At 66.9% G+C, this 25,198-nt stretch carries 22 protein-coding genes; 12 read left to right on the forward strand and 10 right to left on the reverse strand.

From position 1 onward, the window contains the following. The coding region (locus tag ACWDLG_RS41465; RefSeq protein WP_449930595.1) for a cytochrome P450 at positions 1-216 on the forward strand (216 nt) is incomplete at its 5' end. Between the two features lie 76 nt (positions 217-292). Here ACWDLG_RS41465 and ACWDLG_RS41470 read toward each other — a convergent pair. From ACWDLG_RS41470 to ACWDLG_RS41480, 3 genes are all read right to left on the reverse strand, one after another. Beyond that, the gene (locus ACWDLG_RS41470; protein WP_449930597.1) at positions 293-3,436 is read right to left on the reverse strand and encodes a BTAD domain-containing putative transcriptional regulator; all 3,144 of its coding nucleotides are present in this window, start codon (positions 3,434-3,436) and stop codon (positions 293-295) included. 818 nt (positions 3,437-4,254) lie between these two features. Then, on the reverse strand, positions 4,255-4,620 hold the full coding sequence (locus ACWDLG_RS41475) for a DUF2809 domain-containing protein (RefSeq protein ID WP_449930599.1): 366 nt from the start codon (positions 4,618-4,620) through the stop codon (positions 4,255-4,257). Between the two features lie 149 nt (positions 4,621-4,769). Then, positions 4,770-4,904, reverse strand: a complete 135-nt coding sequence (locus tag ACWDLG_RS41480; RefSeq protein WP_449930601.1) for a hypothetical protein — start codon at positions 4,902-4,904, stop codon at positions 4,770-4,772. Between the two features lie 1,307 nt (positions 4,905-6,211). On the opposite strand from ACWDLG_RS41480, the gene ACWDLG_RS41485 reads away from it, so the two are divergent. After that, positions 6,212-13,549, forward strand: coding sequence for an RHS repeat-associated core domain-containing protein (locus tag ACWDLG_RS41485; RefSeq protein ID WP_449930603.1), 7,338 nt, complete (start codon positions 6,212-6,214; stop codon positions 13,547-13,549). A 101-nt stretch (positions 13,550-13,650) separates the two neighbouring features. Continuing rightward, positions 13,651-14,082: a hypothetical protein gene (locus ACWDLG_RS41490; RefSeq protein WP_449930605.1), complete on the forward strand. Its 432-nt coding sequence runs from the start codon at positions 13,651-13,653 to the stop codon at positions 14,080-14,082. Between the two features lie 719 nt (positions 14,083-14,801). On the opposite strand, the gene ACWDLG_RS41495 is transcribed toward ACWDLG_RS41490, so the two are convergent. The 4 genes from ACWDLG_RS41495 to ACWDLG_RS41510 all read right to left on the reverse strand — a co-directional run bounded on the left by ACWDLG_RS41495 (position 14,802) and on the right by ACWDLG_RS41510 (position 16,638). Further along, positions 14,802-14,936, reverse strand: coding sequence for a hypothetical protein (locus tag ACWDLG_RS41495; RefSeq protein WP_449930607.1), 135 nt, complete (start codon positions 14,934-14,936; stop codon positions 14,802-14,804). 793 nt (positions 14,937-15,729) lie between these two features. Further along, positions 15,730-16,047, reverse strand: coding sequence for a hypothetical protein (locus ACWDLG_RS41500; RefSeq protein WP_449930609.1), 318 nt, complete (start codon positions 16,045-16,047; stop codon positions 15,730-15,732). A 121-nt stretch (positions 16,048-16,168) separates the two neighbouring features. Further along, entirely contained in the window at positions 16,169-16,378 is a 210-nt protein-coding gene (locus tag ACWDLG_RS41505; protein WP_449930611.1) for a hypothetical protein, read from the reverse strand. 23 nt (positions 16,379-16,401) lie between these two features. After that, a complete protein-coding gene (locus ACWDLG_RS41510; protein ID WP_449930613.1) occupies positions 16,402-16,638 on the reverse strand; it encodes a hypothetical protein in 237 nt (78 codons plus the stop codon). A 90-nt stretch (positions 16,639-16,728) separates the two neighbouring features. Between ACWDLG_RS41510 and ACWDLG_RS41515 the strand changes: the two genes are divergently transcribed. Then, positions 16,729-17,016, forward strand: coding sequence for a GntR family transcriptional regulator (locus ACWDLG_RS41515; RefSeq protein ID WP_449930615.1), 288 nt, complete (start codon positions 16,729-16,731; stop codon positions 17,014-17,016). A gap of 117 nt (positions 17,017-17,133) precedes the next feature. Here the strand turns inward: ACWDLG_RS41515 and ACWDLG_RS41520 are convergent, their stop codons facing one another. Genes ACWDLG_RS41520 through ACWDLG_RS41530 form a run of 3 tightly spaced genes read right to left on the reverse strand, consistent with a single transcriptional unit; the run spans position 17,134 to position 18,343 of the window. Further along, a complete protein-coding gene (locus ACWDLG_RS41520; protein WP_449930617.1) occupies positions 17,134-17,457 on the reverse strand; it encodes a hypothetical protein in 324 nt (107 codons plus the stop codon). An 8-nt stretch (positions 17,458-17,465) separates the two neighbouring features. Continuing rightward, positions 17,466-18,014 carry a hypothetical protein gene (locus ACWDLG_RS41525; RefSeq protein WP_449930619.1) on the reverse strand — a complete coding sequence of 183 codons (549 nt, stop codon included), beginning with the start codon at positions 18,012-18,014 and terminating at the stop codon, positions 17,466-17,468. Continuing rightward, entirely contained in the window at positions 18,011-18,343 is a 333-nt protein-coding gene (locus tag ACWDLG_RS41530) for a hypothetical protein (protein WP_449930621.1), read from the reverse strand. The genes ACWDLG_RS41525 and ACWDLG_RS41530 overlap by 4 nt, the downstream gene beginning before the upstream one ends. A gap of 136 nt (positions 18,344-18,479) precedes the next feature. Here ACWDLG_RS41530 and ACWDLG_RS41535 point away from each other — a divergent pair, with 136 nt between their 5' ends. The 8 genes from ACWDLG_RS41535 to ACWDLG_RS41570 all read left to right on the forward strand — a co-directional run bounded on the left by ACWDLG_RS41535 (position 18,480) and on the right by ACWDLG_RS41570 (position 25,195). Further along, positions 18,480-18,653, forward strand: coding sequence for a hypothetical protein (locus tag ACWDLG_RS41535; RefSeq protein ID WP_449930623.1), 174 nt, complete (start codon positions 18,480-18,482; stop codon positions 18,651-18,653). 84 nt (positions 18,654-18,737) lie between these two features. Continuing rightward, the gene (locus ACWDLG_RS41540) at positions 18,738-19,052 is read left to right on the forward strand and encodes a WhiB family transcriptional regulator (protein WP_449930625.1); all 315 of its coding nucleotides are present in this window, start codon (positions 18,738-18,740) and stop codon (positions 19,050-19,052) included. Then, positions 19,052-19,813 carry a hypothetical protein gene (locus tag ACWDLG_RS41545; protein ID WP_449930627.1) on the forward strand — a complete coding sequence of 254 codons (762 nt, stop codon included), beginning with the start codon at positions 19,052-19,054 and terminating at the stop codon, positions 19,811-19,813. Before ACWDLG_RS41540 ends, ACWDLG_RS41545 begins: the two co-directional genes overlap by 1 nt. 128 nt (positions 19,814-19,941) lie before the next feature. Next, entirely contained in the window at positions 19,942-22,158 is a 2,217-nt protein-coding gene (locus tag ACWDLG_RS41550) for a cell division protein FtsK (RefSeq protein WP_449930629.1), read from the forward strand. A gap of 140 nt (positions 22,159-22,298) precedes the next feature. Then, complete coding sequence (locus ACWDLG_RS41555; RefSeq protein WP_449930631.1) at positions 22,299-22,517, forward strand: hypothetical protein; 219 nt, start codon at positions 22,299-22,301, stop codon at positions 22,515-22,517. 13 nt (positions 22,518-22,530) lie between these two features. Next, on the forward strand, positions 22,531-23,391 hold the full coding sequence (locus tag ACWDLG_RS41560; RefSeq protein ID WP_449930633.1) for a bifunctional DNA primase/polymerase: 861 nt from the start codon (positions 22,531-22,533) through the stop codon (positions 23,389-23,391). Beyond that, a complete protein-coding gene (locus tag ACWDLG_RS41565) occupies positions 23,388-24,971 on the forward strand; it encodes a YfjI family protein (protein WP_449930635.1) in 1,584 nt (527 codons plus the stop codon). Before ACWDLG_RS41560 ends, ACWDLG_RS41565 begins: the two co-directional genes overlap by 4 nt. Continuing rightward, positions 24,968-25,195, forward strand: a complete 228-nt coding sequence (locus ACWDLG_RS41570; RefSeq protein WP_449930637.1) for a helix-turn-helix transcriptional regulator — start codon at positions 24,968-24,970, stop codon at positions 25,193-25,195. The genes ACWDLG_RS41565 and ACWDLG_RS41570 overlap by 4 nt, the downstream gene beginning before the upstream one ends. The last annotated feature ends 3 nt before the right edge of the window (positions 25,196-25,198 follow it).

Below are 25,198 nucleotides of genomic sequence, written 5' to 3' on the forward strand. Positions count from 1 at the left end.
CGGCAGGACGGCGGGCACCTGGCCTTCGGCCACGGCATCCACCAGTGCCTGGGCCAGCAGCTGGCCCGCGTCGAGATGCGGGTCGCCTTCCCCGCACTGGTCAACCGCTTCCCCACGCTGCGCCTGGCCGTACCGGCCGACGAGGTCGCCCTGCGCCCGGAGACGGCGGACGTCTACGGGGTGAAGAGCCTCCCGGTCACCTGGGACGTGGCATGAGTACCAAGAACCCGCGGCTCCTCCGGCGAGTGGGGGTCACGGCAGCGTGATCTCGGCCGGCTCACGCCTGCGTCGTTCAGGGAGCGAGCGTGATCTCGGCCAGCTCACGCCAATCCCACCGCGCACCGTCACGGGTCGCCTCGGCGAACACGGTTTCACCGAGGCGCTTGCGCGTGTCCGTGACGATCCTGGCAACGTCCGGCAGCGAACGATCCGGCGTACCGCGCACCCCGTCGCTCGCCGCGAGCAGTCGCACGGCCTGCTCGTCCTGCCCCTGGCGCATGGCGAGATCCGCGATCCCGATCAACACCTCGGCGATCGTCGGCGGATACGTCGTCCCGATGGCCGCGCGCAACGCCTCGGTCCGATGCGCGCGGGCCTGCTCGAGATCCTCGGTGAGGTAGCCGTACAGGTCCATGGCATAGGCGAGGACGGAGTCGCCTGTCTCCGCGTCGCCCAGCGCCGCCCGCACCGTGGCCAGGTGCTCGCGTGCCTGGTCCGGCTCGCCGCGCCAGCGCGCCAGCTGCGCCTTCGAAAGCGCCAGCCCGGCGAGCGTGCCCGACCAGGCGATCCCGTCCGCGTACCGCTCCGCTTCGGCCATGGCCGACGTGCTGGAACGCTCATCGCCGAGCAGCCAGTACAGCTGAGCCTGCCGCGCCCGCATGCCGACCACGTCCTCGCTCGCACCCAACTCGGTCAGCGCCGTGACCGCCTCGTCGTAGTACTCACAAGCGCGTGCGAACTCGCCGCGCGTGGCGAGCCGGTCGGCCAGGAAGCTCAGCGCCAACGAGATCCCCCACCGGTCGCCCAGCGTGCGGAACTCGGCAAGACCGATTTCGAGGTCGACGTCCACGTCGGTCTCGTCGCGGCCGAGCGTGAGCCGGAATCTGGCACGACTGAGCCTGGCCTGCGCGCGCGCCCATGGATCGTCGCCTGCGATGAGCGGCTCGAACGCGGACAGGACCTCCGTCGGCTCCTCCAGCAGCCGCTCCAGCGGCGCGACGAACCCGAGCAGCGGATGGCGGTACTCGCCGCGCTGGGTGAGCCGGTGCGCCCCGTGGATCCACTCCCGCGCCTGATACTGATCACCACCCGGCCCGGAGGACACGAACACCGCCACGATGCCGTACGCCATCGCCCGCACCTCATCGGACACCTCACCGTGCAGCGAGGCCGCCGCGATGCTCAACGCGGTGCCCTCGGCCCTGTGCCCGCTGAGGAACCAGTACCAGCCCACGGCCGCGACCAGCCGCATCGCCTCCTGGGCCCATCCTTCGGCGATCGCCCCGCGCAGCGCCGCATTGATGTTGTCGTGCTCGGCCTTGAGCGTGGACAGCCACTCCAGCTGCTCGGCCTGACGAAGGTGCGGCTCGGCGGTCTCGGCCAGCTCGGTGACGTAGGCGAGGTGCGCCCGCCGCGCCGGCTCGGTCTCGCCGGCTTCGGCGAGCCGGTGCGCCGCGTACTCCCTGATGGTGTTGAGCATCCGGTAGCGCGGCGTGCCCTCGCCGTCGGCGAGCACCAGGGACTTCTCGATCAACGCGGCCAGCACGTCGAACACCTGCTCCCCGGCGAACGCCTCGTCCCCGCACACCCGTTCGGCCGCTTCCAGGCTCGCCCCGCCGGAGAACACCGAGAGCCGCCGCAGCACGCCGCGTTCGGCCTCGGTCAGCAGATCCCAGCTGTAGTCCACGACCGCGCGCAGCGTCTTGTGCCGGGGAAGCGCCGTACGGCTGCCGCCGGTCAACAGCCGGAAACGGTCATCGAGCCCGCCGGCCAGCTGATCGATGGACATGGTGCGCAGCCGGGCCGCGGCCAGCTCGATCGCCAGCGGCATCCCGTCCAGCGCCCGGCAGATCCGCGCCATGGTCGACAAGGTGTGCGCGTCGGCGCCGATGTCCTGGCGCACCAGACCCGCGCGGTCCCGCAGCAGCCGCACCGCGGGCGAGGACCCGACGTCGGAGAGGTCCGCCCCCTTCGCGGGCAGCGCGAGCGGCTCGACCTGCCACAGCACCTCCCCGGTGATGCCGAGCGGTTCCCTGCTCGTGGCCAGGATCCGCAGCCTCCGGCACTCCCCCAGGAGCCGATCGGCGAAGGCCGCGGCCGCCTCGATCACGTGCTCGCAGTTGTCCAGGATCAGCAGGATCGCGCGCTCCCTGACCGCGGCGATGAGCCGATCCATCGGCTCCCCACCCCGCCCGTCACCGAGCAACGGCTGCTCACGCAGGCCGATCGCGGTCAGGGTGGCCTGCGCCAGCTCACCGCCTGCCCGCACCGAGGCCAGTTCGACCAGCCACGCCCCATCCGGCAGTTCGGCGAGCATCGTCCGCGCGGTCTCCGTGGCCAGCCTTGTCTTGCCCGAGCCACCCGCCCCCGTCAAGGTGACCAGCCGGTGTTTGACGGCCAGACCGGCGACCGCGGAGATGTCGTCATCCTTGCCGACGAAACTCGTCAGCTCGGCGCGCAGGTTCGTCCTGCGGTTCTCCGCCCGCCCGCCCAGCTCGCCGCGGAGCAACGCGGTGTGCAGCGCGGAGAGCTCGGCCGACGGGTCGGCACCCAACTCCTCAGCGAGCCGCTCGCGCGTCCGCTGGTACAGGGTCAGCGCCTCGTTCCCACGCCCCGCCTCGGCGAGCGCTCGCATCAAGGCTGCCACGAACCCCTCCCGCAGCGGGTACGTGGCGACCAGCTCGGTCAGCTCCGAGACCAGCTCCGAGCCATGGCCGAGGCGAATGTCGGCATCCACCCGATCCCCGAGCGCGGCGACGTGGAGTTCGTCCAGACGCGCGACCGCGGCGTCGAACGCGTCGCTGCCCTGCAGTGCGATGTCCGCCATGGCCGTACTGCGCCACAACGCCAGGGCCGAGCGCAGCAGATCCGCCCGCGCCGCGGGCTCGGCGGCACGGGCCTGACCGACCAGGCGCTCGAACCGGTACACGTCCACGGCATCAGGCGCCACAGCCAGCCGGTACCCGCCGGAATCGGCCTCGATCACGCCGTCCGGCAACACCCTGCGCAGCCGGGACACCAACGCCTGCAAGGCGTTCACCTCGTCCGCGGGCGGCTGCTCCCCCCAGATCCAGTCCACCAGCCTCGCCCGCGTGACGACCCGGCCAGGTTCGAGGGCAAGGGCGGCCAGCAACGCGCGCAGCCGAACCCCAGGAACCTCCACCACGGCCTCATCGTGGTTACGGACCTCGAACGGTCCCAGCAATCCGACTCGCACGTCAGCAATTGTGCCGAACCACGGCGACAACCGGCCAACCGCCGCCGAGCACAAGCCACGAACACCGCCGACCTTCACCGGATCGTTATCCCCGCAGGTCGAGCGAATGTGCTGGATATTTCCAGCGGCTGCTACGGCGACCGCCGACTCAAGGACGTCCGCCGACGCGTGATCAGCACCGAGCGAGAGTCCGCGCGGGCTGGCCCGCCTTGCCATCGCGCTGAACCGCCTCGATCAGGCCGCTGGAGATGGAGATCGTGAGTGCCCCCTGGAGGATTCGAACCTGCCCACCCGGCTCCCGAGGCCTATCCACGATCACCGTTCTACCCGCGCCTTCCAGGGGCCGGCCGTAGATCCGGCTGGCAACCGGCCCGAAAGGCCCTCCAAGCCGCGCCGGGTCGAGCACCCACCACCGGTTCGTCCATATTCATGGGAGCCGTGGACCGAGAGCACTTCTTGCGCCGGCTCCAGGCATGTGCGCGGGATGTCACAGTCCGGACACGACGCTGCGGCGGCCATTCACACGAAGGGACGATCACAGCGAGACCGGACGGCCTGCCTGCCCGCGACTGGTGTCGTGCTTTGATGTGCGCCTGCCCGGTGTCGCAGAATCAGCAGAAAGCTGCTTAGAGCGCATCGGTGCACGTCAGAAGGGCACACTCGGCAGCCGTCGAGCCTTCCGCAGAACCCAGCGGAATGTCCTGAGATACGGCGGTCCTGCTTTGCGAAGGCTGGCCGCCGCGCAGGACGAACCCGATGATCTCGCTGCTGTGGGGGCATCCGTACCGTCAGCGTGCCGGTGGGGTGGCGTCCGAGAGTCAGCCGGTCTGATCACCGGATCGGACCAATCGGCGTTCCCAGACCAGGGCCGCGACCACACCGATGGCATAGGCGACCAGGTCCCATGGGTCGGGGAACGCACCGACCAGGACACCGCCGATGCCCGGCGGGGTCATGCCGACTATTTGGTAAAACTCGACGGCGGCGGCGATCGTGGCCGTGGCCAGGGTGCGCCGTGCGGCGGTGGTGCGCCACAGCAGCCCCAAGAACGCGTAGACCAGCATGGTGGCGCCGACGTCGCTCACGTAACCGCGGATGAACGGTTGTCCCGGGCCCCGGTAGAAGAGGGCAAATGCGCCGACGGCGAGGGCGACGCCACCCAGAAGGACCATGGCGCGGCGCATGAGATTGACATCTTCTCCGAATCTCAATGATCAGGACGAACTGATCATAGAGCTCGTCCCTTACGGCGGCATGCTGATTGCGTCAGGTCGGCGACCGCAGTGGAGTGCCATGGCGACGGCATGCCAGCACGCTGGAACGTAGTGACGATTCATCCGGAATGAGGTTCGTTGGCCACCTCATCCACCCGGGCAATCGGCTTGCCGATGTCGAAGTCGATCAGCGCGGCGGCCTTACCGTCCCGGAACACGATGTTGTCCGGCGTGTAATCCATGTGCCTGACCACTTCCGCCGGGTAGGTTCCACCTCACTCCGTCGAAACCATCCTGACCTATCCCGCCCACCCAGACGCCGCATGACCGTCCGCCTGGAAATCTCAAGGCCGCCAGCCTGGATCATGCTGGCCGCCCACCTGACCGTGCACATCGTGCTGGGATTCACTGCCAGCCTTGCCCTGACCCATCTGGCTGTGCTCAGCCGCGCTCAGCGCACCGAATGGCGCTGCTGTTGTCGACGGTTTGGCCCGGCCCGATAAGCGCTGCTCGCCCTAGCTCACCTGCGCAACGGCGACACCTACGCGCATCTCTGGGTGTCATCCCGACTATCGGCATCACCACAGTCGGGCGCTAACGTCTGGAAACCAGTCCCTTTGGTCGGCCACATCCGCGCAGCCCCGGAAAGGGTGCCCTGGTTGACCTATGTGGTGGAGAGCACCCTCATCCCCCGTTGGTGGCGTGCTCACAAGCCACCGTACGGCAGCGGCGGACAGAAGCAACACGGCGTGAACATGCACGTCCTTGCCGACCTTCAGGCTGGCTGGTGTCGACCTCGCCAGATCTGCCAGGCACCCGCCACCCGAGGTTGGCCCACAACTGGCCCACAGCCAGCGAGCTTCAACGAGAACGGGCGGGACTCCGTGAGACTGGAGGCCCGCCCGTACCTGCGCTGTTTGCCCTGGTCGGCGGCCAAAACCGCCGCTCAAGATCGAGTGCCCCCTGCAGGATTCGAACCTGCGCACCCGGCTCCGGAGACCGGCCACAATCATGGCGCTCACCAGGCGAAATGCGCTGTACGAGCCGTTGTCTGTACGCACGCCGTACGTGACGACGTTCACGTACGCTTCCGGGTCGTGCCCGCACGATTGGGGAGCGGATTTACAGTCCTGTGGCGACAGCGCTCTGACCTGCTGATTCACCTGATGCCATGCCCTCCCGGGAACGCGGGGGGAACGATCAACGTCTGCGCCCTTCGATGGGGGTCAACGCGCTGTCCGCGCTACTCGATGCAAGATGTCGCATTCTGTGATCTTTGCATTACTTGATTGGATCTTGTTGTCGTTTCGGACGGAAGTTACGCTTCGTCCGTTTGGCAACATGCTCCGAGCCGCACGAGTCAGGGACCTTGTTTCTGCGTCGGGCGGGTGGAGCTTCGTCCGGCGTCTACGGGCGCCCTTCGTGGTTCGGAGCGTGGCGGCGTATGCGCCGATCTTTGGCATGGGCTCGTTTTGGGTTTGCGGTCTCGGCCGTCACTCTATTGCCAGGTCTTGTTTCGCTTGTCAGCGTGCCAGCCTCTGCGCAGACGCGACCAGGTGGGGTGAGCGAGTTATCCGGCTATCAGGGCCCGGTCACCACACCCAAGCAGATGGCAGGAACGTCTGGTGTCCTGCCGCCCCTGGTAGACGTCTCTGCCACTCAGGCGCGTACAGGTTCTACCGGTCCGAGGAACGCGCAGAAGATCAAGCTTCCCAAGGGTGCTTTAGGGCTCGACAACCGTGCCGCCAGCAAGGCTCTTCCTGAAGACCCGAAGCCGCCCAAGCTTTGGATTCCTCGTGACAAGCGCAAGCAGGAGATGGCCTCCGCGGTGGACGAAAGGGCGGTTCAAACTGCGTCGGCGGACGCCCCGTGGATCGGGCCGGCATTTCCCGAAAATCAAGCCCAGGTCGACACGCTGACCCCCCAGCTCCGTGCGAACGCCTACGGCAGGGGCACGTCAGCTTGGTGGCAGGTGGAGCGCGAATACAAGGTATGCGAACTGACCGCAAGCGGAACCGTGGGAACGTGCCACAAGTCGGCCTGGAAGCCTTGGACTGACCCCTTCTGGAAGGTTCCTGCCGGCAAGTTGCAGTGGGGCAAGACCTACGTCTGGGAGGTCCAGGCCCGGGATACCAACACCATGGAGACCGGCCTTCTGGGCAACCTACGTTTCACCACGGGTGTTCGGCAGCCGATGGTCAGCTCCCTACTGGCTACCAGAGGGGTGAACGGGCAGGAGTTCCACCAGCTGGCGGGGAACTATACGACAGCCTTCACCGACGCCTCGGTCGCGACGCCGGGCGCCGTGCCGCTTTCGGTCGTACGTAGTTACAACAGCCTCGACAGGCGGGCAAAGGCCATGTTCGGCGCGGGCTGGTCGACCCGCTTCGACATGAAGATCGAGTCAGAAGGTGGGACGCTCGAGTCGCTGCTGCTCACCTCACTCGACGGCCGGCAGCTTCGCTTCACCCAGAAGAGCGGAACGAACTCGTACCAGTCACCACCCGGCATGCACTTCACCCTCGCCAAGCTCACTGGTGGGGGCTGGCGGTTGATGGACAAGACCTCCACGGTCTACGAGTTCGACGGCCAAGGCCGCCTGCTGAAGATGACCGACAGCCGTGGGCGAGGGCAAGATCTCACCTATACCGACGGCAAGCTCACGAAGGTTACGGCGACCGGCGGCCGCTCGCTGTCGTTCGCCTGGCTGGGTGACCATGTCAGCGCCGTATCCACCGATCCGGTTGACGGGAAGGCCCTGACGTGGACATACCACTATGAAGGGGATCGTCTGGCCGAGGTCTGCTCACCCGTAGCGGAGCCCAACTGCACCAGCTACACCTACACCAGCGGATCGCGTTATCGGGAAACCGTTCTGGACAGCCGTCCCGTGCACTACTTCCGGTTGGGTGAAGTTCGCACTGAGGAATGGCCGGAGATGGGCACGGTGAAGTGCTTTCCGGACGATGCTGACTCCTTGGGCTGTCAGATGTTCGGGACCGGCGTTCTCACCGGCCAGTCGGGCGCTTTGGCCGGAACCACGAACGCTGCAGCCACCTTCCAGGGCAGCGGACGCTCGTCACACTTCGACTTGGGCCCCACGCTGCCCAGACTGGGTGACCAGGTGACGATCGAATCCTGGTTCAAGACCACGAAGTCCGGGTTCATCTATTGGGCAGGGCGTTCGGAATGGAACGTGTCCGCGCCCGGCTATGGAGTGCCAGCGCTCTACGTCGGCACGGACGGCAAGTTGCGTGGCCAGCTCAAACTCGCCCTCGGCGCGGAGGCGCCTGCTACCCCGGTGACCTCTCCTCAGGCCGTAAACGACGGCCAGTGGCACCACGCGGCCATCACAGTGGCCAACAACGTCACCACGCTCTACGTGGACGGAGCAACTGCCGGAACCGGGGCCATGGGCGTCGAGGACTGGGACTGGATCGACGGTTCCGTGATCGGATCTGGTGCGGCGGACTCTACGGTTCCAGGAACCCCAGCCGGTCGCAGCCAGTCAACCGAGTTCGGCTTCGAAGGTTCCATCGACGAGTTCGCGCTCTACGACCGTGCACTGACCCCGGGAGAGGTCCGTGCGCACTACGAAGCGCGTGCAGAGGCTCCCTTCTCCCTAACTAAGATCACGCTCCCATCGGGGCGCGCATGGATGTCCAGTACCTATGACGCCGCCAGCGGCAGGCTCGCCACGTACACCGACCCGCACGGCGGAACGTGGAAGGTGGGCACACCTACTCTCGACTACACCAAATGGCTCGACACCGTGACGGTCACCGACCCGCGTGGCGGGACGCTGACCTCCGAGCACGACGCTTGGCGTGGCCAACGGCTGGTAAGCGAGATCGATCAGTTGGGTAAGAAGATCAGCTATGCCTATGATACTGGCGGTTTTCCCGCGAAGATCACTGACAGGAACGGCAACGTCCTGGAGCGCACATTCGACAAGCGGGGTAACGCGCTCAGCAGCAAGACTTGTTGGGACTTGTCCAGATGTCAGACCTCTTACTCCGAATACCACGTGGATGAGCAGAACGAGTTCGATCCGCGTAATGACCGAATGACAGTGGCGCGGGATGCGCGATCATCCAGTTACATCGACAACACCTATGCCACCAAGTGGGAGTTCAACGCTCTGGGCGAGGTCGTCAAGGAGACCACGCCGGCGACGGCTGACTTCCCTAACGGTCGTTCGACAGCCGCCACGTACACCGATGGCAGTGAGGCGGCCATCGGTGGCGGCACCATGCCAGCGGGCCTGGTGGCGTCGCGGACCGACGCGCGGGGCAACACGTGGACCTATCGGTACACCGCGGCGGGTGATCTGGCCGAGCAGACCGATCCGGCCGGGCTGGTGACGAAGCTGAGCTATGACGCGCTCGGCCGGCTGATCGACTCGACTCAGGTGTCGCAGGCCCATCCGGGCGGGGTGAAGAGCACGTTCACTTACGACGAGCTGAGCCGACCACTGACGCAGACCGAGCCGGGCGTGAAAAACGAGACCACCAACGTCACACACACCAGGCGCACGACGCTGGCCTACGACGCGGACGGCAACAAGCTCAGCGAGAAGGTCTCTGACTTGACCGGAGGTGATGCCGAGCGTTCCACCGTCTACACCTACGACGCGCTGGGACGGGTGGAGACGATCACCGGGCCGGAGGGCGGCGTCGTCAGGCAGAGCTGGAACACTCTGGGCCAGTTGGTGCGGGTGACCGATGCCCGAGGCACGGTGGTCGAGCACGGCTACAGCAACCGCGGCGAGCTCACCACCCGCACCTTGAAGGGGTGGACCGGCAGCCCGGTCAGTCCGACGCCCGCGAAGGACGTCGTACTGGAGTCGTTCTCCTACGACCCGGGCGGCAGACTGGAGGCGCAGGTGGACGCGATGGGCCGCAAGACCTCCTACACCTACTTCGGTGACAACCGGCTGGCCACGAAGACCGCCAAGGACGTCAAGCTGAATGGGTCCACCACACCGCGCGATGTGGTACTCGAGAACCACACCTACGACGCGGCCGGCAACCGAACCAAGCTGGTGACCGGCGGCGGCACCGCGACGACCGAGTTCGTCTTCGACGCCGCCGCGCGTCTGACCTCGCAGACGTTTGACCCCGGTGTGCTGAGCCGCAAGACGGCCTTCACCTATGACGCCAACGGCAACGTGCTCAAGACCACGCTCACCGGCGCCGGTACGGCGCGCGCCGAGGTGACCGAGTACGCCTACAACAAGGTCAACCAGGTCACCAAGACCACCGTGGAGAACGGCGACGAGGACATCGTTTCCACCTCCACCTATGACGACCGCGGCTTGCTCACCTCGACCACCGACCCGCGTGGCAACGTGAGCGGCGCCAACGAGGCGGACTTCACCAGCACCATGCGCTACGACCTGCTGGGCCGCCCCGTCGAGGTGACCGGACCGCAGGTCAAGGTGGACAAGGCGGGTACGTCGAGCACGGCGCATCCGTCGGCCCGCTTGGGTTACGACACCTTCGGGGCCACAACGCATGAGACTGATGCCGAGGGCCGTACCGTCACCTCGGTCTTCAACAAGGCCGGCCGCCTGACCAGCAAGACTGCGCCCAGCTACACGCCGCCCGGCGGCACCGCGATCACGCCGACCACGACCAACGCCTACGATCCGGCCGGACAGCTGATCCGCACGACCGATCCCCGCGGCTATGTCACGACGTTCGAATACGACCAGCTCGGCCGGCAGGTCCGTATCACGGACCCGGCTCCAGAGGGGGAGACCGCTGGACGGTGGGTGACCGAATACGACCTGGCGGGCGAGAAGCTGGCCGGTATCGATCCGACCGGCGCCCGCGTCGAGGCCACCTACGACGACCTGGGCAGGAAGATCACCGTCACGCAAGTCGAGCGCAAGCCCACCTCGGCGGCCTACACCACCACGCAGACGTACAACGACGCTGGTTACCTCACCAAGACGGTGGCGCCGGGCAACCGCTCCACCAGTTTGGAAGTCAACGCGGCCGGCGAGGTGATCGAGAGTAAGCCCACCTCGGTTTCCTACGCCAACAAGATGGCCTACGATCCTGCCGGTCGTCTGCTCAAGGTCACGGACCCCCTCGGGAACGCGACTGTCGCCGAGTATGACCTAGCCGGCCGCAAGACCAGTGTGAAGGACCTCAACGCCGCTGGCACGGTGCTGCGCACTACTGGTTACGGCTACGACGCCGCGGGCAACCCGAACAGCACCACCAGCCCGGAAGGGCGCATCACCCGGCAGACCTTCGACGCGCTCAACCGGGCCACCTCGCTGATCGAACCCGTCTCCGCGGACAAGTCGATCACTACCAGCTTCGGCTACGACGCGAGCGGCGCGCGTACCCGGCTGACCGATGGCCGCGGCAACGCCACGTGGACCAGCTACAACAGCCTCGGCCTGCAGGAAACGGTCACCGAGCCCGCCACCACTGCGCACCCCAACCTTGCCGACCGCACCTGGACCAGCATCTACGACGCGGCAGGCAACCAGGTCAGCCTCGTCCAGCCCGGAGGGGTGCGCATCGACCGCACCTTCGACCACCTCGGCAGGCTCACCAAGGAGAGCGGCACTGGCGCGGAGACGAGCACATCGGACCGCACCTTCGGCTACGACCTGGCCAGCCGCCAGACCAGCTTCGGCAACCAAGCGGTGGAGTTCAACGACCGCGGCCTGATCACCAAGATCACCGAAGGGTCAGTGCAGCGCACGGCCTACAGCTACAACGAGCTCGGCATGCCCAGCCAGCGCGTCGACGCTGCCGGCACTGCGAACTTCACCTGGGACAATGTGGGACGGCTCGCGACGGGCAGCGACCCGGTGACCGGCCGCACGCTCACCTATGGCTACGACAACGCCGACCGGCTGACCTCCATCACGCCGACCAGCGGTCAGGCCGGAACGCAGACCTACACCTACGATGCGCTGGACCGGGTGGAAACCCACACGCTGAAGAACGGCTCCGGCGCCCAGCTCTCGAAGATCACCTATGGGTGGGACAAGGACGACAACCTCACCAGCAAGGTCACTGCGGGACTTGCCGGCGCCGGCAGCAACACCTACGGCTACGACCACGCCGGACGCCTGACCTCCTGGACCGCGCCCGGCGGAACGACCACCAGCTACGAGTGGGACGCCTCAGGCAACCGCACCAAGGCCGGCGACAAAACCTTCACATACGACGAGCGCAACCGCATCACTTCAGGCGACGGCACGGACTACACCTACACCGCTCGCGGCACCCTGGCCACCGAGACGAAAGGCGGCACCACCCGCAACCTGAAGTTCAACGCCTTCGACCAGCTCGTCAACGACGGCGAACTCGCCTACACCTACGACGCGCTCGGCCGACTGACCAGCCGTGCAAAGGCGGGAGCCACCCAGCACTATGCCTACTCTGGGCTGGCCAACGACATCGCCACCATCACCGACAACGCCGGCGCCGTCCAGGCCAAGTACGGCCGCGACCTAGCCGGAGGCGTCCTGGGCGTCCAGGAAGGCGGCGGCGCCGTCGTCAGCGCACTGACCGACCTGCACGGCGACCTCTTGGCGACCTTCAACGCCACCGCGCTGGTTGACTCGACCGCCTACGACCCGTTCGGCCAGGTCACAGTGCAGGCCGGATCCAAGCGCACCCTCGGCTACCAGGGCGAGTACACCGACCCGGACACCGGTAAGGTCAACATGCACGCCCGCTGGTACCAGCCTGGTACCGGCACCTTCAGTGCACGCGACTCCTGGACACTAAGCCCTACCCCCTCGATCCAAGCCAATCGCTACGGCTATGCCAATGGCGAGCCACTCACCAGCACTGACCCCAGCGGTCACAGCCCATTGAGGGACGGCTACGCGAACGGCATCCCTGCCGGTCTCCCCTACTACGATCACGACACCGTTGTATCGACGCTTCAGCGATACGGAATCTCCACCGGTGGGGGAGGAACCGAGTTCTGTTCAGGCAACTTGGGACCGTGCGACCTATCGGGCGCTGGAGCCTGGCCCGATGGGGCGCTGTACGGCCCGGGAGGCGTAGGGCAGTTGGGCTACCGTGACGGCAAGCGCGTGTGCAGCATGGCAGAAGGGGGCGACTGCTACCAGCCCTGGTACATCCCCAAGGATGTCAAGTGGTGGAATACCCCCAAGGAGCTTCGCGAAGAAATAATGGAGTCATATGATCCGGCGATGACAGATGACGATTTCACCGCACTCTGGGCGAACTCCGTCCTAGAAGCGCTTGCCCGCACTAACAAGAACGGTGGAGCGTTTCCCGCAGGCCAGGGAAAAACAGACTCGGACTGGCTGGAAGACTTGGGTGAGCGAGCAAAGAAGGGGCTTGACCTCTTCATTCCCGGCGCAAAGGTATGGTTCTGCCAGAAATTCACTGGGACGAAGGACTGTGGCGGATTTGCAGGTGTGGCCAGCAAAGAGTGGGCGAAGTTTGGCGCAAAACTGCGCGAGCTTGCGGAGCACATTCTAAAAAATGCCGGCCTATCTGCGGAGCTCGTTAAGAAAATCATTGTCGAAAATGATATAAAGGAAGTCGAAGCGGCCGTTCGTGGGTGGGCTCGCGCGAACGGCGCTGACTGTGCCAGAGTTCTCCATGGCATGACCGCCTGTGGCGGATTGCCTGACAAGCTAGTCCCCAGGAGTGCGATCACAATTGGTAGCGTAGTGCTCACGGATATGTCGCTAAAGGAGTTCAGGCAAAACGTCAAGCTAGTGAATCATGAGTACAGGCACAATCAGCAATGGTATCACTATGCCAACAAGACCGGCTTCTGGTTTTCCTTTGCGATCCTGTACTGGATCGAAGGAAGTAATCCTTGTACCAATAGATATGAAAAGCAGGCCGGCTGGACGGATGGGGGTTATGCATGTCCATAGCATCCCTGGGGCGTACTTCTCGTGTCTTCGCGGTTGGCATCCTAGCTGCAGCGGCGACGTCGAGCCTCGTTGGCTGTACGACGAGGGAGGCTTGGGGGGGTGTGGGAATAACCATTGATTCCAAAGGCGCGTTGTTGATCGCGGTTGCATGGTGTGGTGAGCAACCGGACGGGCTCACGGTATACCGAGGCGGTGGCGAAAACGCTGTCAAGGTTATTACTCTTCTGGCGCCCAAGCTCGAAGGCTCTATGGCGGCGGTGAACATTCAACAGCCTGAAGATGGGTGGCGATTTGCAAATCTCCCCGTCAAGCTAGAGGCCAACACCGAATACACGGCTTTCGCATGGGACAGTGAACATAAGGATTACTATCAATCAACGCCACTTCGCCTTGATATGGCAAAGCGCTTGAAGGAAAACCAGATACTCGCGCCCCGCTATAACGAGAAGGCGGAAAAAGTTGAAGAGGCGATCTTTTCGCCATCGAGCTTTACTGCACGGATGCAGGAGGGCTGTCGAACCGTGCGGCGCTAGTTTACCTGAGATGATGAAATGGGCGTTTGGGTGAGAAGCGCCTCGAAGTCGGGCAGGAAATGGAAGCTAGGCGCTGGCGCTGGCGCTGGTGATTGATTGATCCATATTTTGCCGAGCGTGATCTCTGGACGCGTGTGGGGCCTCGAACGACCGGCCATGCATCCACTGTTTGCGCGAATGGTGTGGGTGAATGCGTTTGCTAAGACGCTAAAGCCAGCCGTGTGTGAAAGCGGCATGAGCAGACCCATACCCAGGACGACGAGAGCCACCCGCTGGTGCTGATGGTATGATTCACGTCTTTTCAGTGGCGGAGATCTCATGACTTGCAGGCCGCTGAATCCACGGAATCTCGCACTTCAGCTCTTTTCGCTCAGCTGTCGCGCTGGGCGCCAGCCGGCCAGATGACGTGGACGGCAACGGCCCGCCGCTGTGCAGTAACGACGACACTGGCTGTGCCGCCGAACCCGAGAGCGGGCAGGCCATCCCACACGGCGATGAGCTTGTCTGCGTGGTCCAACAGGGCGGTTGTTTTAGCGGAGAGGCCACGGTGGCCAGTGACGGCGATGCGGATCGTTGACTTTCCTCAGGCTAGAGGAGGGCTGCGCGCAGCTGGTCGTCGAAAGCACGGACTGTGGGAATGTCGGGGCCGGTGGATGACCCGCTCGGAGCCGTAGGCAAGCCCAACCGAAAGAGCGTTGGAGGCCAGACCGAACGCCTCCTTATGCCCCGGCCAGGGTCCTGGCCGGGGCGATCTCGGCCACCAGCACGCCGCGCTGCTTGGCGGCGGGCTGCACTGACGGCAGCGAGTCCGCGAATGCCGCCACGGCGGCCTCGGCGCCGCGCAAGCGGACCATGGCCAGCGCGCGGTATCCGGCAAGCTTCGCGTGATCGAAGGGGAAGACTCAGGGCCATGGCGGAGCCGCGGCGCGTTCACTGGCTCGCACGGCCGCGTCGGCTTCGCGGAGCGCGACCATTGCGGACGCTTTGTGCAGCGCGCTGGCGCGGGCCAGGGTGGTGGCCGCCGTCAGGCCAGGGCCCTGATGCTGGCCAGCCAGGCACCAGTGGTGGCCGGCGGACGCTCGCCCAGTTCTTGCTAGCCCTGGCCAGGCGTGCACGGCCAGGAAGCAAAAGCCAATGCGCCGAATCTCCGAAGTCACCAGATGACCGCCACTGTCCGCCAGGCATCGAGGTCTCATGGAAGATCAGGTTGCGACCCTCGGTCGCCCCGGAGGGCGACCGCCACGGGGAGATCAAGGAGAACGACCGCGCCGACCTGATCACGATCGCAACCTCAAGGCTCTCAACGTCGCCAAGGCGATACACCGTGGCGGTCGCCCTCCGGGGCGGCCGAGGATCGCAACTTTGCCCTCGAGTGGATCCGCCACAACGTCGGGGGTGGCGGTCGCCCTCCGGGGTGGCTGAAGACCGAGGGCCGAAACGTCGAAGCGTTGCCGTCGGCGAGCTGGTCGACCGGTGACGATCAGCAGGCTCCCACACACCCGCGACGCCTGGTGAGTAAGTGTCACTACACGGGCGATTCATAGTCGCTGAATCCGCGCAATCCGCAGAATCCCCATCGACGGCCATCGGACAGGCAGGCAAGGGCGCGCGTCTGCGCCGAGATGCGTTCCGCAGAATCCAGCAGAACTACGCAGATTCGGGGCCCTGCTGCCCGCGACGGGCGGCGCGGAGGAGTTGCCCAGCTCGGGCCTTGGACAGCCCGAGCTGCACGGCGAGCTCCGACACCGAGAGGGACTCTGCCGTCTGGATTCGCGACGCGGCCCCGGCTCTCACCCGGGCGGCGTCATCGGCCATCTCGCGTATCTGCTCGGCGAGCCGAGTGGCGATCAGGTAAGCAATGTGCAGGTCGGGTTCGGACCGCATCTGCCGTACCGCTTCCTGATATGCGCGTCTGAGCGCGAACAGCGCAGCGTCCAGGCTGGCGACGTCGGAAGGTTCCTCCACGAGTGCTCCCTGATCAACCGTTGGCGGGACAACTGCGGGTGGTGGGCGCGGCGGCGAGTCGCGACACGGGCCGTCCTTTGGGATGGGCGTGGGCAGGACGGGGCGCTCGCCGCCGCGCCGCTCAGGGGTGTCTCGCGCGAGCGATGCGGCCGGCGCACTCTTTGCAGACGGAATCGCCGACGCGCCAGGTGAACAGCTGGCCGAAGCGGTTGCCCACCCTGGCGGTGCGTCCGCACACGGCGGTCACGGCCTGCGAGACGGTGGTATCGGCCTGGCGCTCGACGAGACACCAAGGCCCGATACCGCTGATGACCAGCGCGAAGCGCTCCATGAAGGCGTCAGATGTGGTCCACATCAGGACACTTCGCCGTTCGCGCTGGCAAGGAGGACGACGAGCCCGAGAGGGCTGTAGTGGTGGATCGTCCGCTTGCAGGTGCAGCCGGGCTCCCAACATGCCCCGGTGGCCCGCCAGATGCCCTCGGAGCGTTCGATGAGCCAGTCTGGATACGCCTTCTGGATCGACTGAGCGAATGCCTCGGCCTGCCCCTGATTCAGGTCGAGAGTGATGCGCGAGAAACCTGGCACTCTCATGCGCTCAGGATAACGCGGTATAGAGCGGTATGCAGCAGCATGCCGCTACCTATGTGTTTGTGCAGCTCAGGGCCGTTCTAGGTTGCTGTTATGGCAGAAGAGCACGGCATTCCGCCGTTCGACCCTGAGGGTGCGGTCTACGTCTACGCAGCGATGGCCGATCACATCGCCGCCCGCATCGAGGCGGGCGAACTGCGTGTGAATGCCCGTCTCGCAGGAGAGCGAGCCTTGGCCGAGGAGTACGGGGTGGCGCTCGGTACCGCTCGCCGTGCGATCGAGGAACTGCGTCAACGTGGTCTGGTCGTGACCCTGCCGGCCAAGGGGACCTTCGTGGCCGCGCCACAGCCTGCGAGTGATGGCGAAGCGGACGCGGTCTGATTCTGCGGAGTTCTGCGTGATTCCGCTGAGCGCGGGCGACGCCTACTCAAAGCCGTAAGCCCCCAGAAGATCGCTCCGCTGGAGGCTTACTGCGGATTGTGCGACGACGTTCCCGTGTCACATCTCGTCGTTGCGAACCTCCGCCGCCAGTGTGACGGTCACGCCCGTCGCCTGATCCACCGCAGAGGCGTGGAGGCGAATGCCGTAGTCCTGCTTGATGCCGTTCGGCCATGCCTCCGCTCCGAGGGCTGACCGCCAGGCCTCGAAGTCGTCCTGTCGTCGAATCGGGTCGACCGCCTCGCAGTGCCCGGCGAGTATCGGTTCGGACTGGGCGCTCGCCACGGTCCAGGCGATGACCGGCAAGTCCTCGCGGGCGGCCCGCTCCAGGAGTACGCCCAGCAATTCGTACGCCCGACGCTGATGCTCAGAGTGTTCAGCCATGCCTACCCCTAAGCGATCTGTCCATCGGCGATGGTGATGGGCTCCTCGCCGCGCTTGTGGTCGTACATCCCGGCCAGCGCAGGGCGGAAGGCCGCAAGGTGCTGCCGCCATGTGTCGCACAACGCGTCACGAGCCGAGGAGTCGGTCTGCAGCAGGAATTGCAGGTGGCGCATTCCGTGCAGGAGAACGTCTATGTACCGCGGAATCGGCGCCTCGGTCGCCTCGACCTCGATGGGCTTGCCGACGACGTCGGTCAGGGCCGGGCTGATCGGCTTCGCCTCGGGCCACTGGTCGCGGACGTAGTCCAGGCAGTCGATGACCGCGACATAGGTCAGGATGACGGCCTGGCCGTCAGCGCGCCAGGAAGTCGAGTGCAGAAGCTTCACGCCCGAAGCGGCCTTGTTCGCCTCCAAGAGGTCGGTGACAGCCGTGTGCGGGTCGCTCTCCTGAAGGATGGCCGAGGAGCGCCACGCGTCGCTCCCGCTGATCAGCCAAATTCCGGTGGGGTCCGCCGAGACCGGCCAGACCTCTACCCGAACTTCGGTGCGCTCGCTCACTGAGTCTCCTTCGTCGCGGTTCCACGCTGATCGGTGGCGTCCTTCGCCGTCTTGATCAACTGGGCTGCTCGTGCCTTCGACACTCCGATGCGGCCGGCCAGATCGGCCAGCGACATCCGCTCCTGCTCGAAGATGCGGGCGGCGGTAAGCGCGCGATGATCTCCAGAGGCTTCGATGAGCCGTCTGAGCGTCTCCACGAGTTCCGTTGCCCCGCCGTACGCACGGTTGGGATCGGGCTCTGCGTCGATCGCAACCACTGCCGCTTCGAAAGCGCGCCCGAGGTCAGCAAGCGCAGTTTTGACCGCCTCGCTCACGCCTTCATCTGTCATGCCCATCAGCGTAGACGCTTCGTCAAGGGGGGACTAGACAACACGCGTGTAGTACCCCCTTGACGATCGTGCAGGGGGGCCTATACGGTCGATCGTGTAGCGCCCCCTACACGGGCGGTCGACCTGGAGGAAACCGATGATGATCCCGACGCAGCAGTCCCGCCGCATCATGCCGACCCTGCTCGGTATCGGCGCTCTGTTCTTCGTCGTCCGCGAGCCCGCCAAGGCGGCCGAGTTCGCCACGAGCGCCCTGGACGCCCTGATGAAGATCGCCGAGGCCATTGCGACCTTCGCCTCTCACCTCGGCTGAGACCCACCACACGCGAAGAGGGACGGCCCCCATCCGCCAAGACGCAGGCCGCCCCTCACTCCCGGTAAAAGGAGCAACACCATCATGACCCGTAAGTTCAACCGCGTAAATCGCTCCATCCACCCCTCGCGCACGGCGATCGGAACGCCGTGGCGGACACAGGGGGAGATTCTGCTCCCCGAGTGCGTCTATGACCCGGAGCTGCACACCGGGCCGATCGACACGATCGAGAGTGCCGACCAGCGCGCCGCGCGTGAGAACGTCGCCCGCGACGTCTGCGCCGGCTGCCCCGCGCGGCAGCTCTGTGAGCTGTACGCGCTGCGGGTCCGCCCCACGTCTGGCATCTGGGCCGGCCGTACCGCCGCTGAACTCGCCGAGTACCGGGCGGAAGTGGCGTGATGAAGAGGAACACGATGTTGGTGCTTCTCGCCCTGCCCGCCGCTGTGGCCACCTGGTCCGGGTGGGTCGGGCTGGGGGAGAAGACCGGCTTCGGCATGGTCACCCCACTGCCCGGCATCGCGGATGGTTTCCAGATCAACACGGCCATCACGCTGCCAATCGGTGTGGAGACCTATGCCGCGTACGCCCTGGGCGCGTGGCTGAAGTCCGGCGGACAAGTCAGCGACACCACGCGGACGTTCGCCAAGTGGTCGGCCATCGGGTCGCTGGCGCTGGGGATGCTCGGCCAGGTCGCCTATCACCTGCTGGAGATCTCCGCTCAGGCTAAGGCGCCGGACTCGATCACGGCGGCCGTCTCCGTTCTGCCGGTGCTGGTCTTGGGGATGGGTGCCGCTCTCGGTCACCTGCTTGCCCGCGATGCGGCTCAAGTCTCTGAATCGCCTGTCGAACAGGCCGGCGACATGCCCGAGGCCACTCCAGCCAGCCCGCAGCCCGAGACGCCGCCACATGCGGCAAAGCCGCTCAAGACGATCAAGCGGACCGTCGCCGGTATCGAAGACCTCATGCCGATCGGCCGCAGCATCGCCGCCGACCTGGCGGGCCGAGGTCTCACGCTGACCCGTGACCGGCTGTTGAAGGCCGTTCGCGACACCGGCCGGTCGATGTCCTCGGACCGCGCCTCGGCGTTGCTGGCCCGACTCAAGAGCGAGGCCGAGACCAGCGCTGCGCCAGCCGTACCGAAGCAGCGCCGGGCCGCCTGACGGCCACTGCCGTCCACCGGACGGACCCGCATCCGTCTCCGGCCACAAGCAGGGGCGCGGACTCATCCGCCAAGACCAGACCGCGCCCCGCCACCCCGCAACCGCGAAGACCACGAGGTGACCTCATCATGACGCACGACCCCTTCGACCCCGACGACAGCTCGGACGGCAGAGACGCGGACATCGTCCACCTGGACGCCGCCCGCGCCGGACGCCACCCGTACGGACCGACCGCCGACCGTCCCGAAGAGACGGACCGGACCGCCGCCACCGCTGCGGACGGACCGGTTCTCGAAGGCGAGATCGTCCGCGTGGACCGGCCCGGACCGGACCGGACCGACTGGCGGACGGACCTGGAGGCAAAGGCCCGCGCCCGGCAGCCGATCGTGCCGCTGTGGCTGCGGTCGGCGGACGAAGCGATCGAGACCTTGAAGTGGGTGGGCCTTCACTACCTGCACGTCGGCGGATACCAGCTCGCCCGCGCGCCGCTGTACGGCGGACGGCTGGCCGTACGCTCCCCACGCGGCTTCGCCCGCCTGGTCGGCGGCATGGTCCGCTGGACGTTCGACCTGGAGGGCGAGCCCGTACGGCTGGCCGCTGTGCGGAAGACGGACCCGGAGAACTACCTCAAGCTGAGCAGGCAGCGTGACTCCCGCGTCCGCCTGCGCGTCTGGATCACGGGCGCCGCCCTCGTGACGCTGCTGATCGCTGCGATCGTCGTGTCCGACCAGCCGACCCACGTGCAATGGACGGCGCTCGCCGTCGCCCTGGCCGTCCTCGGCGTCATCGGCAAGCCCGCCGATCGTCCGCTCATCAACCGCGCCGTGGTGCCGGCCAACGTGGAGCGGCTGACCAGTGACATCGTCATCCGTGCGCTGACCGCTCTCAGCATCGCCGGCATCAACCAGGCCATCGCCAAGAACCCGAAGGACGCCATCCGGTTCGTCGCCCCGATCACCCGCGACGGTCCGGGATGGCGGGCCGACATCGATCTGCCGTACGGCGTGACCGTGGCCGACGTGATGGACAAGCGCGACCGCCTGGCCTCGGCGCTGCGTCGCCCGCTCGGGTGCATCTGGCCCGAGGGCGACAGCTCCATTCACGAGGGACGGCTGATCCTGTGGGTGGGCGACAAAGACCTGTCCAAGACCGTCGTGCGGTCCCCACTGGCCAAGGCGAGCAGCCACGACGTGTTCAAGGGCATCCCCTTCGGCAGCGACCCGCGTGGACGCCCCATCGTCGTGCCGATCATCCAGCACAACATCCTGATCGGCTCGCTGCCCGGCCAGGGCAAGACCGCCGCCGTCCGCGTGCTGGCCTCGGGGGCGCTGCTTGACCCGACCGTGGAGGGCTGGATCCACGAGCTCAAGGGCACCGGCGACCTCGACCCTCACGAGCAGAACTGCCACCGCTACGTCTCCGGCATCGAGGACGAAGCCATCGCCTACGCCGCCGACTCCCTGACCCTGCTGCGCAAGGAGGTCATGCGCCGCTCGGGCGCCCTCAAGGCGCTGCCGCCCGACCTGTGCCCGGACAAGCGCGTCACCCGCCAGATCGCCGACAAGCGATCTCTCGGACTCCACCCGCTGGTGTGCATCATCGACGAGTGCCAGAACCTGTTCGCGCACCCTGAGTACGGCGGCAAGGCCGGCGACGACGCCGAGTTCATCATCAAGCTCGGGCGCGCTCTCGGCGTGGTGCTGATCCTCGCCACCCAACGCCCGGACAAGGACAGCCTGCCCACCGGCATCTCGGCGAACGTGTCGATCCGGTTCTGTCTGCGGGTGGCCGGCCAGATCGAGAACGACATGATCCTCGGGACGTCCGCCTACAAGAACGGCGTCCGCGCCACGGTGTTCGTTCCCGAGACCGACGCCGGTATCGGCTACCTGGTGGGCGCGACCCCGATGCCGAAGGTGGTCCGTTCGGCCTACCTCGACACCCCGGCCACCCAACGCATCGCCGATCGCGCTCACGCCCTGCGCGCCGACCTCGGGACGCTGTCCGGGCACGGCCTGGGAGAGCGGCCCGAGCAGCTCACCCCGTCCTACGACCTCCTGGCCGACATTCTCGCCGTGGTCCCGCCCTCCGAGGCCAAGGTCTGGAACGAGATCGTCGTGGACCGGCTGGCTGATCTCCGCGGCGAGGTCTATGGGCCGTGGGCGGCGCTGGAGGGCGGCGCGAGGACGGCTCAGCTCACGGCGGCGCTCAAGCCGTACGGCATCAAGACCATGCAGGTGTGGGGCACGCCCGAGGGCGGCGGCAAGGGCGCGAACCGCATCGGCATCGCCCGCGACGGCATCATGAGCGCCATCACGAAGCGTGACCGTGGAGCGGCTTCGTAGAGCCCGGGATCGCCTCTAGACCTAGAGGCCGACCCCTCTAGGTCTAGAGGCTCCCCTAGAGCCGGAAACGCCTATCCACCAGCGATCTAGCGCCTAGACCCTGACCTGCGCAAACCCCGGAATCGGCCCTGGAGGCCCTCATGGCGACCGCCATCGTCCTGCTGGTGCTGCGCCTATCGCTCGTCACTCTCGGTTACATCGGCTTCTGTCTCGCGTCCCCGTGGGGCGTCTGCCGCCGCTGCGCCCCCGGCGGCAAGAACCGCACCTGCCGCGCCTGCCACGGCACCGGGATGCGGCCCCGTCTCGGCTGGCAGCTCTACGTCTACTTCCGCCGCCTGCGCCGCCACGGCAACCACTGATCTGGAGATCCACATGCACGACCTCACCCGGTACGCCCTGGCCGCCGCCGCTCGCGGATGGCACGTCTTCCCGCTCACGCCCGGCCAGAAGCGCCCCTTGCGCGGCTTCACCGATTGGGAACGGCAGGCCACCACCAGCGCCGCACGCATCCGGCAGATGTGGGCACGCGCGCCGTACAACATCGGCATCGCCTGTGGCCCGTCTCGCCTCTTGGTGATCGACCTGGACGTCCCGCAGGACGGGGATGATCCACCGCCGCCGGAATGGGCCTCGCCCGGTGTGCATGACGGCGCCGACGTTCTCGCCGTGCTCTGCGAGCGGGCCGGAGAGCCTCTGCCGTTGGAGACCTTCACGGTCCGCACGGGGCGCGGCGGCACGCATCTCTACTTCTCCACCCCGCTCGACGTGGAGCTTGGCAACTCGGCCGGCAAGCTCGGCTGGAAGATCGACACCCGGGGGCGCGGCGGCTACGTCGTCGGCCCTGGAAGCCGGGTGGGCTCCGGAAGGTATGAGGCCATCCACACGGCCGCCCCGGCGCCGCTCCCGTCCTGGCTGGCCGAACGTCTCGCAGTCGACCCCATGCAGCCGGCACCCCGGCCCGCGGTGGGTCACGCTCTCGGCTACGCGCTGACCGTCATGCGCGCAGAGGTGGAACGCGTCCTGGCCGCCGTTCCTGGCACCCGCAACGACACGCTCAACGCCGCGGCCTTCGCTCTCGGTCAGCTCGCTGCCGCGGATTTGCTGCCGCGCCACCTGGCCGAAGCCTGCCTGCAGAGCGCGGCCGAGGCCATCGGGTTGCCGGCCCGTGAAGCGTTCGCCACGATCCGTTCCGGCCTCGACGCCGGACACCGCCGGCCGCGGAGGGCGGCGTGACCACCATCACCGACCCGCACGCCGCCGCCGACGCCCTGTTGAGCAAGCTCGGCGCGGCCGAGCAGCTTGCCGAGCTGCAGCAGGCCGCGCAACCGTGGGACAAGCCGGCGCCCTTCGGCCAGCGCCGCGAGCTACCGCCGTTCCCCGTGTATGCGCTTCCCGCGTGGGTGGCCGAGCACATGTCCGCCGTGGCGGAGGAGACGCAGACGCCGCTCGACCTGGCGGGCTGTGTCGGCCTGGCCGCGTTGTCCACTGCCGCCGGGGGCCGAGCGGTGGTCAACGTCCGAGGCTCGTGGACCGAGCCGGTCAACCTCTTCGTGCTGGTCGCGATGCCGCCCGGCTCGCGCAAGTCGGCCGTCTTTCGCGCCATGACCGCGTCGCTGCACAGCGCGGAGAAGGCGCTGGCGGACCGGATCGGCCCGCAGATCACCGAGGCCGAGGTCGCCCGCCGCCTCGCTGTCGACATGGCCGAGAAGGCCGCCCGCACGGCAAGCGGCGCGCGAGGCGAGGCCGCACCCGAGGCCATCGCCGAGGCCCAAAGCGCCGCCCTGGCCGTGGAGGGCATCAAGGTGCCGGTGCTGCCCCGGCTGGTGGCCGACGACATCACCCCGGAAACGGCCGCGAGCCTGCTCACCGAACAGGGCGGACGACTGGCCGTGCTCAGCGCAGAGGGCGGCATCTTCGCCACACTCGCCGGACGCTACTCGGGCACGCCCAACCTGGACCTGTTCCTGAAAGGGCACGCCGGAGACGCGCTGATCGTCGACCGACGAGGCCGCACGGAACGGGTGGACAGCGCCGCTCTGACCATGGGCCTGGCCGTACAGCCGGAGATCATCGCCGACATCGCGAGCATGCCGGGATTTCGCGGCAAGGGCCTGCTCGGGCGCATCCTCTACAGCCTGCCCAAGAGCAACGTCGGCTACCGGCGTATCGACCCGCCGCCGGTGCCCGAACCCGTCGCCGCCCGCTATGACGCCAACCTCCAACGGCTCACCATCGGCATGCACGCCTGGGACGATCCCGCCCGCCTGGTGCTGTCCGCCGAGGCCGACGAGACCTTCACCGAGCACCGCCGACGGACCGAGACTCGCCTGCGCCCTGACTCGGGCGACCTCGGCCACATCACCGACTGGGCAGGCAAGTTCGACGGCGCGGTGATGCGCCTAGCCGGCCTGATCCACCTCGCCGCCCATGTCGACGACGGCTGGCGACGCCCGATCAGCGCCGACACCGTCAACGCTGCCATCGCGCTTGGCGAGTACTTCACCGCTCACGCGCTGGCCACCTTCGACGCCATGGGCGCCGACACCGACGTAGACGGCGCTCGCACCGTTCATGCCTGGCTTGAGCGCACCGGGACGGCCCGCTTCACCGTCCGCGAGGCCTTCACCGCGCTCTCCCGCAGCCGCTTCCGGAAGGTGGCCGAGCTGGAAGGGCCGCTGGACCTGCTCGAACAGCTCGGGTGGATCCGGCGCGAGCCCGAAGCGCCCCGCAGCGGACCAGGCCGCCGCCCCTCCCCCTCCTACGCCGTCCACCCCTGCCTGTCCGGTCACGCCTTCGAAGGGACGACGAAGTGAAGCCGACCGCCATCAACATCCGCCACGCCAGCAGCCGCACCGGCACCTGGATGAGCGTCCCCGAACTCCTCGAAGAGCTGGACATCAAACGGCGCACCTGGCAGCGCTGGCGAGCACTCGGCAGGACCCCGCAGTGCCACCGCCTGCCCAACGGCGAGCTCCGCATCAAGCGCCGCGACTTCGAGACGTGGATCGACTCCCTGGCCGAGAGAAAGGCGAGCTGACCC

The organism is Nonomuraea sp. NPDC003727 (assembly GCF_053586935.1).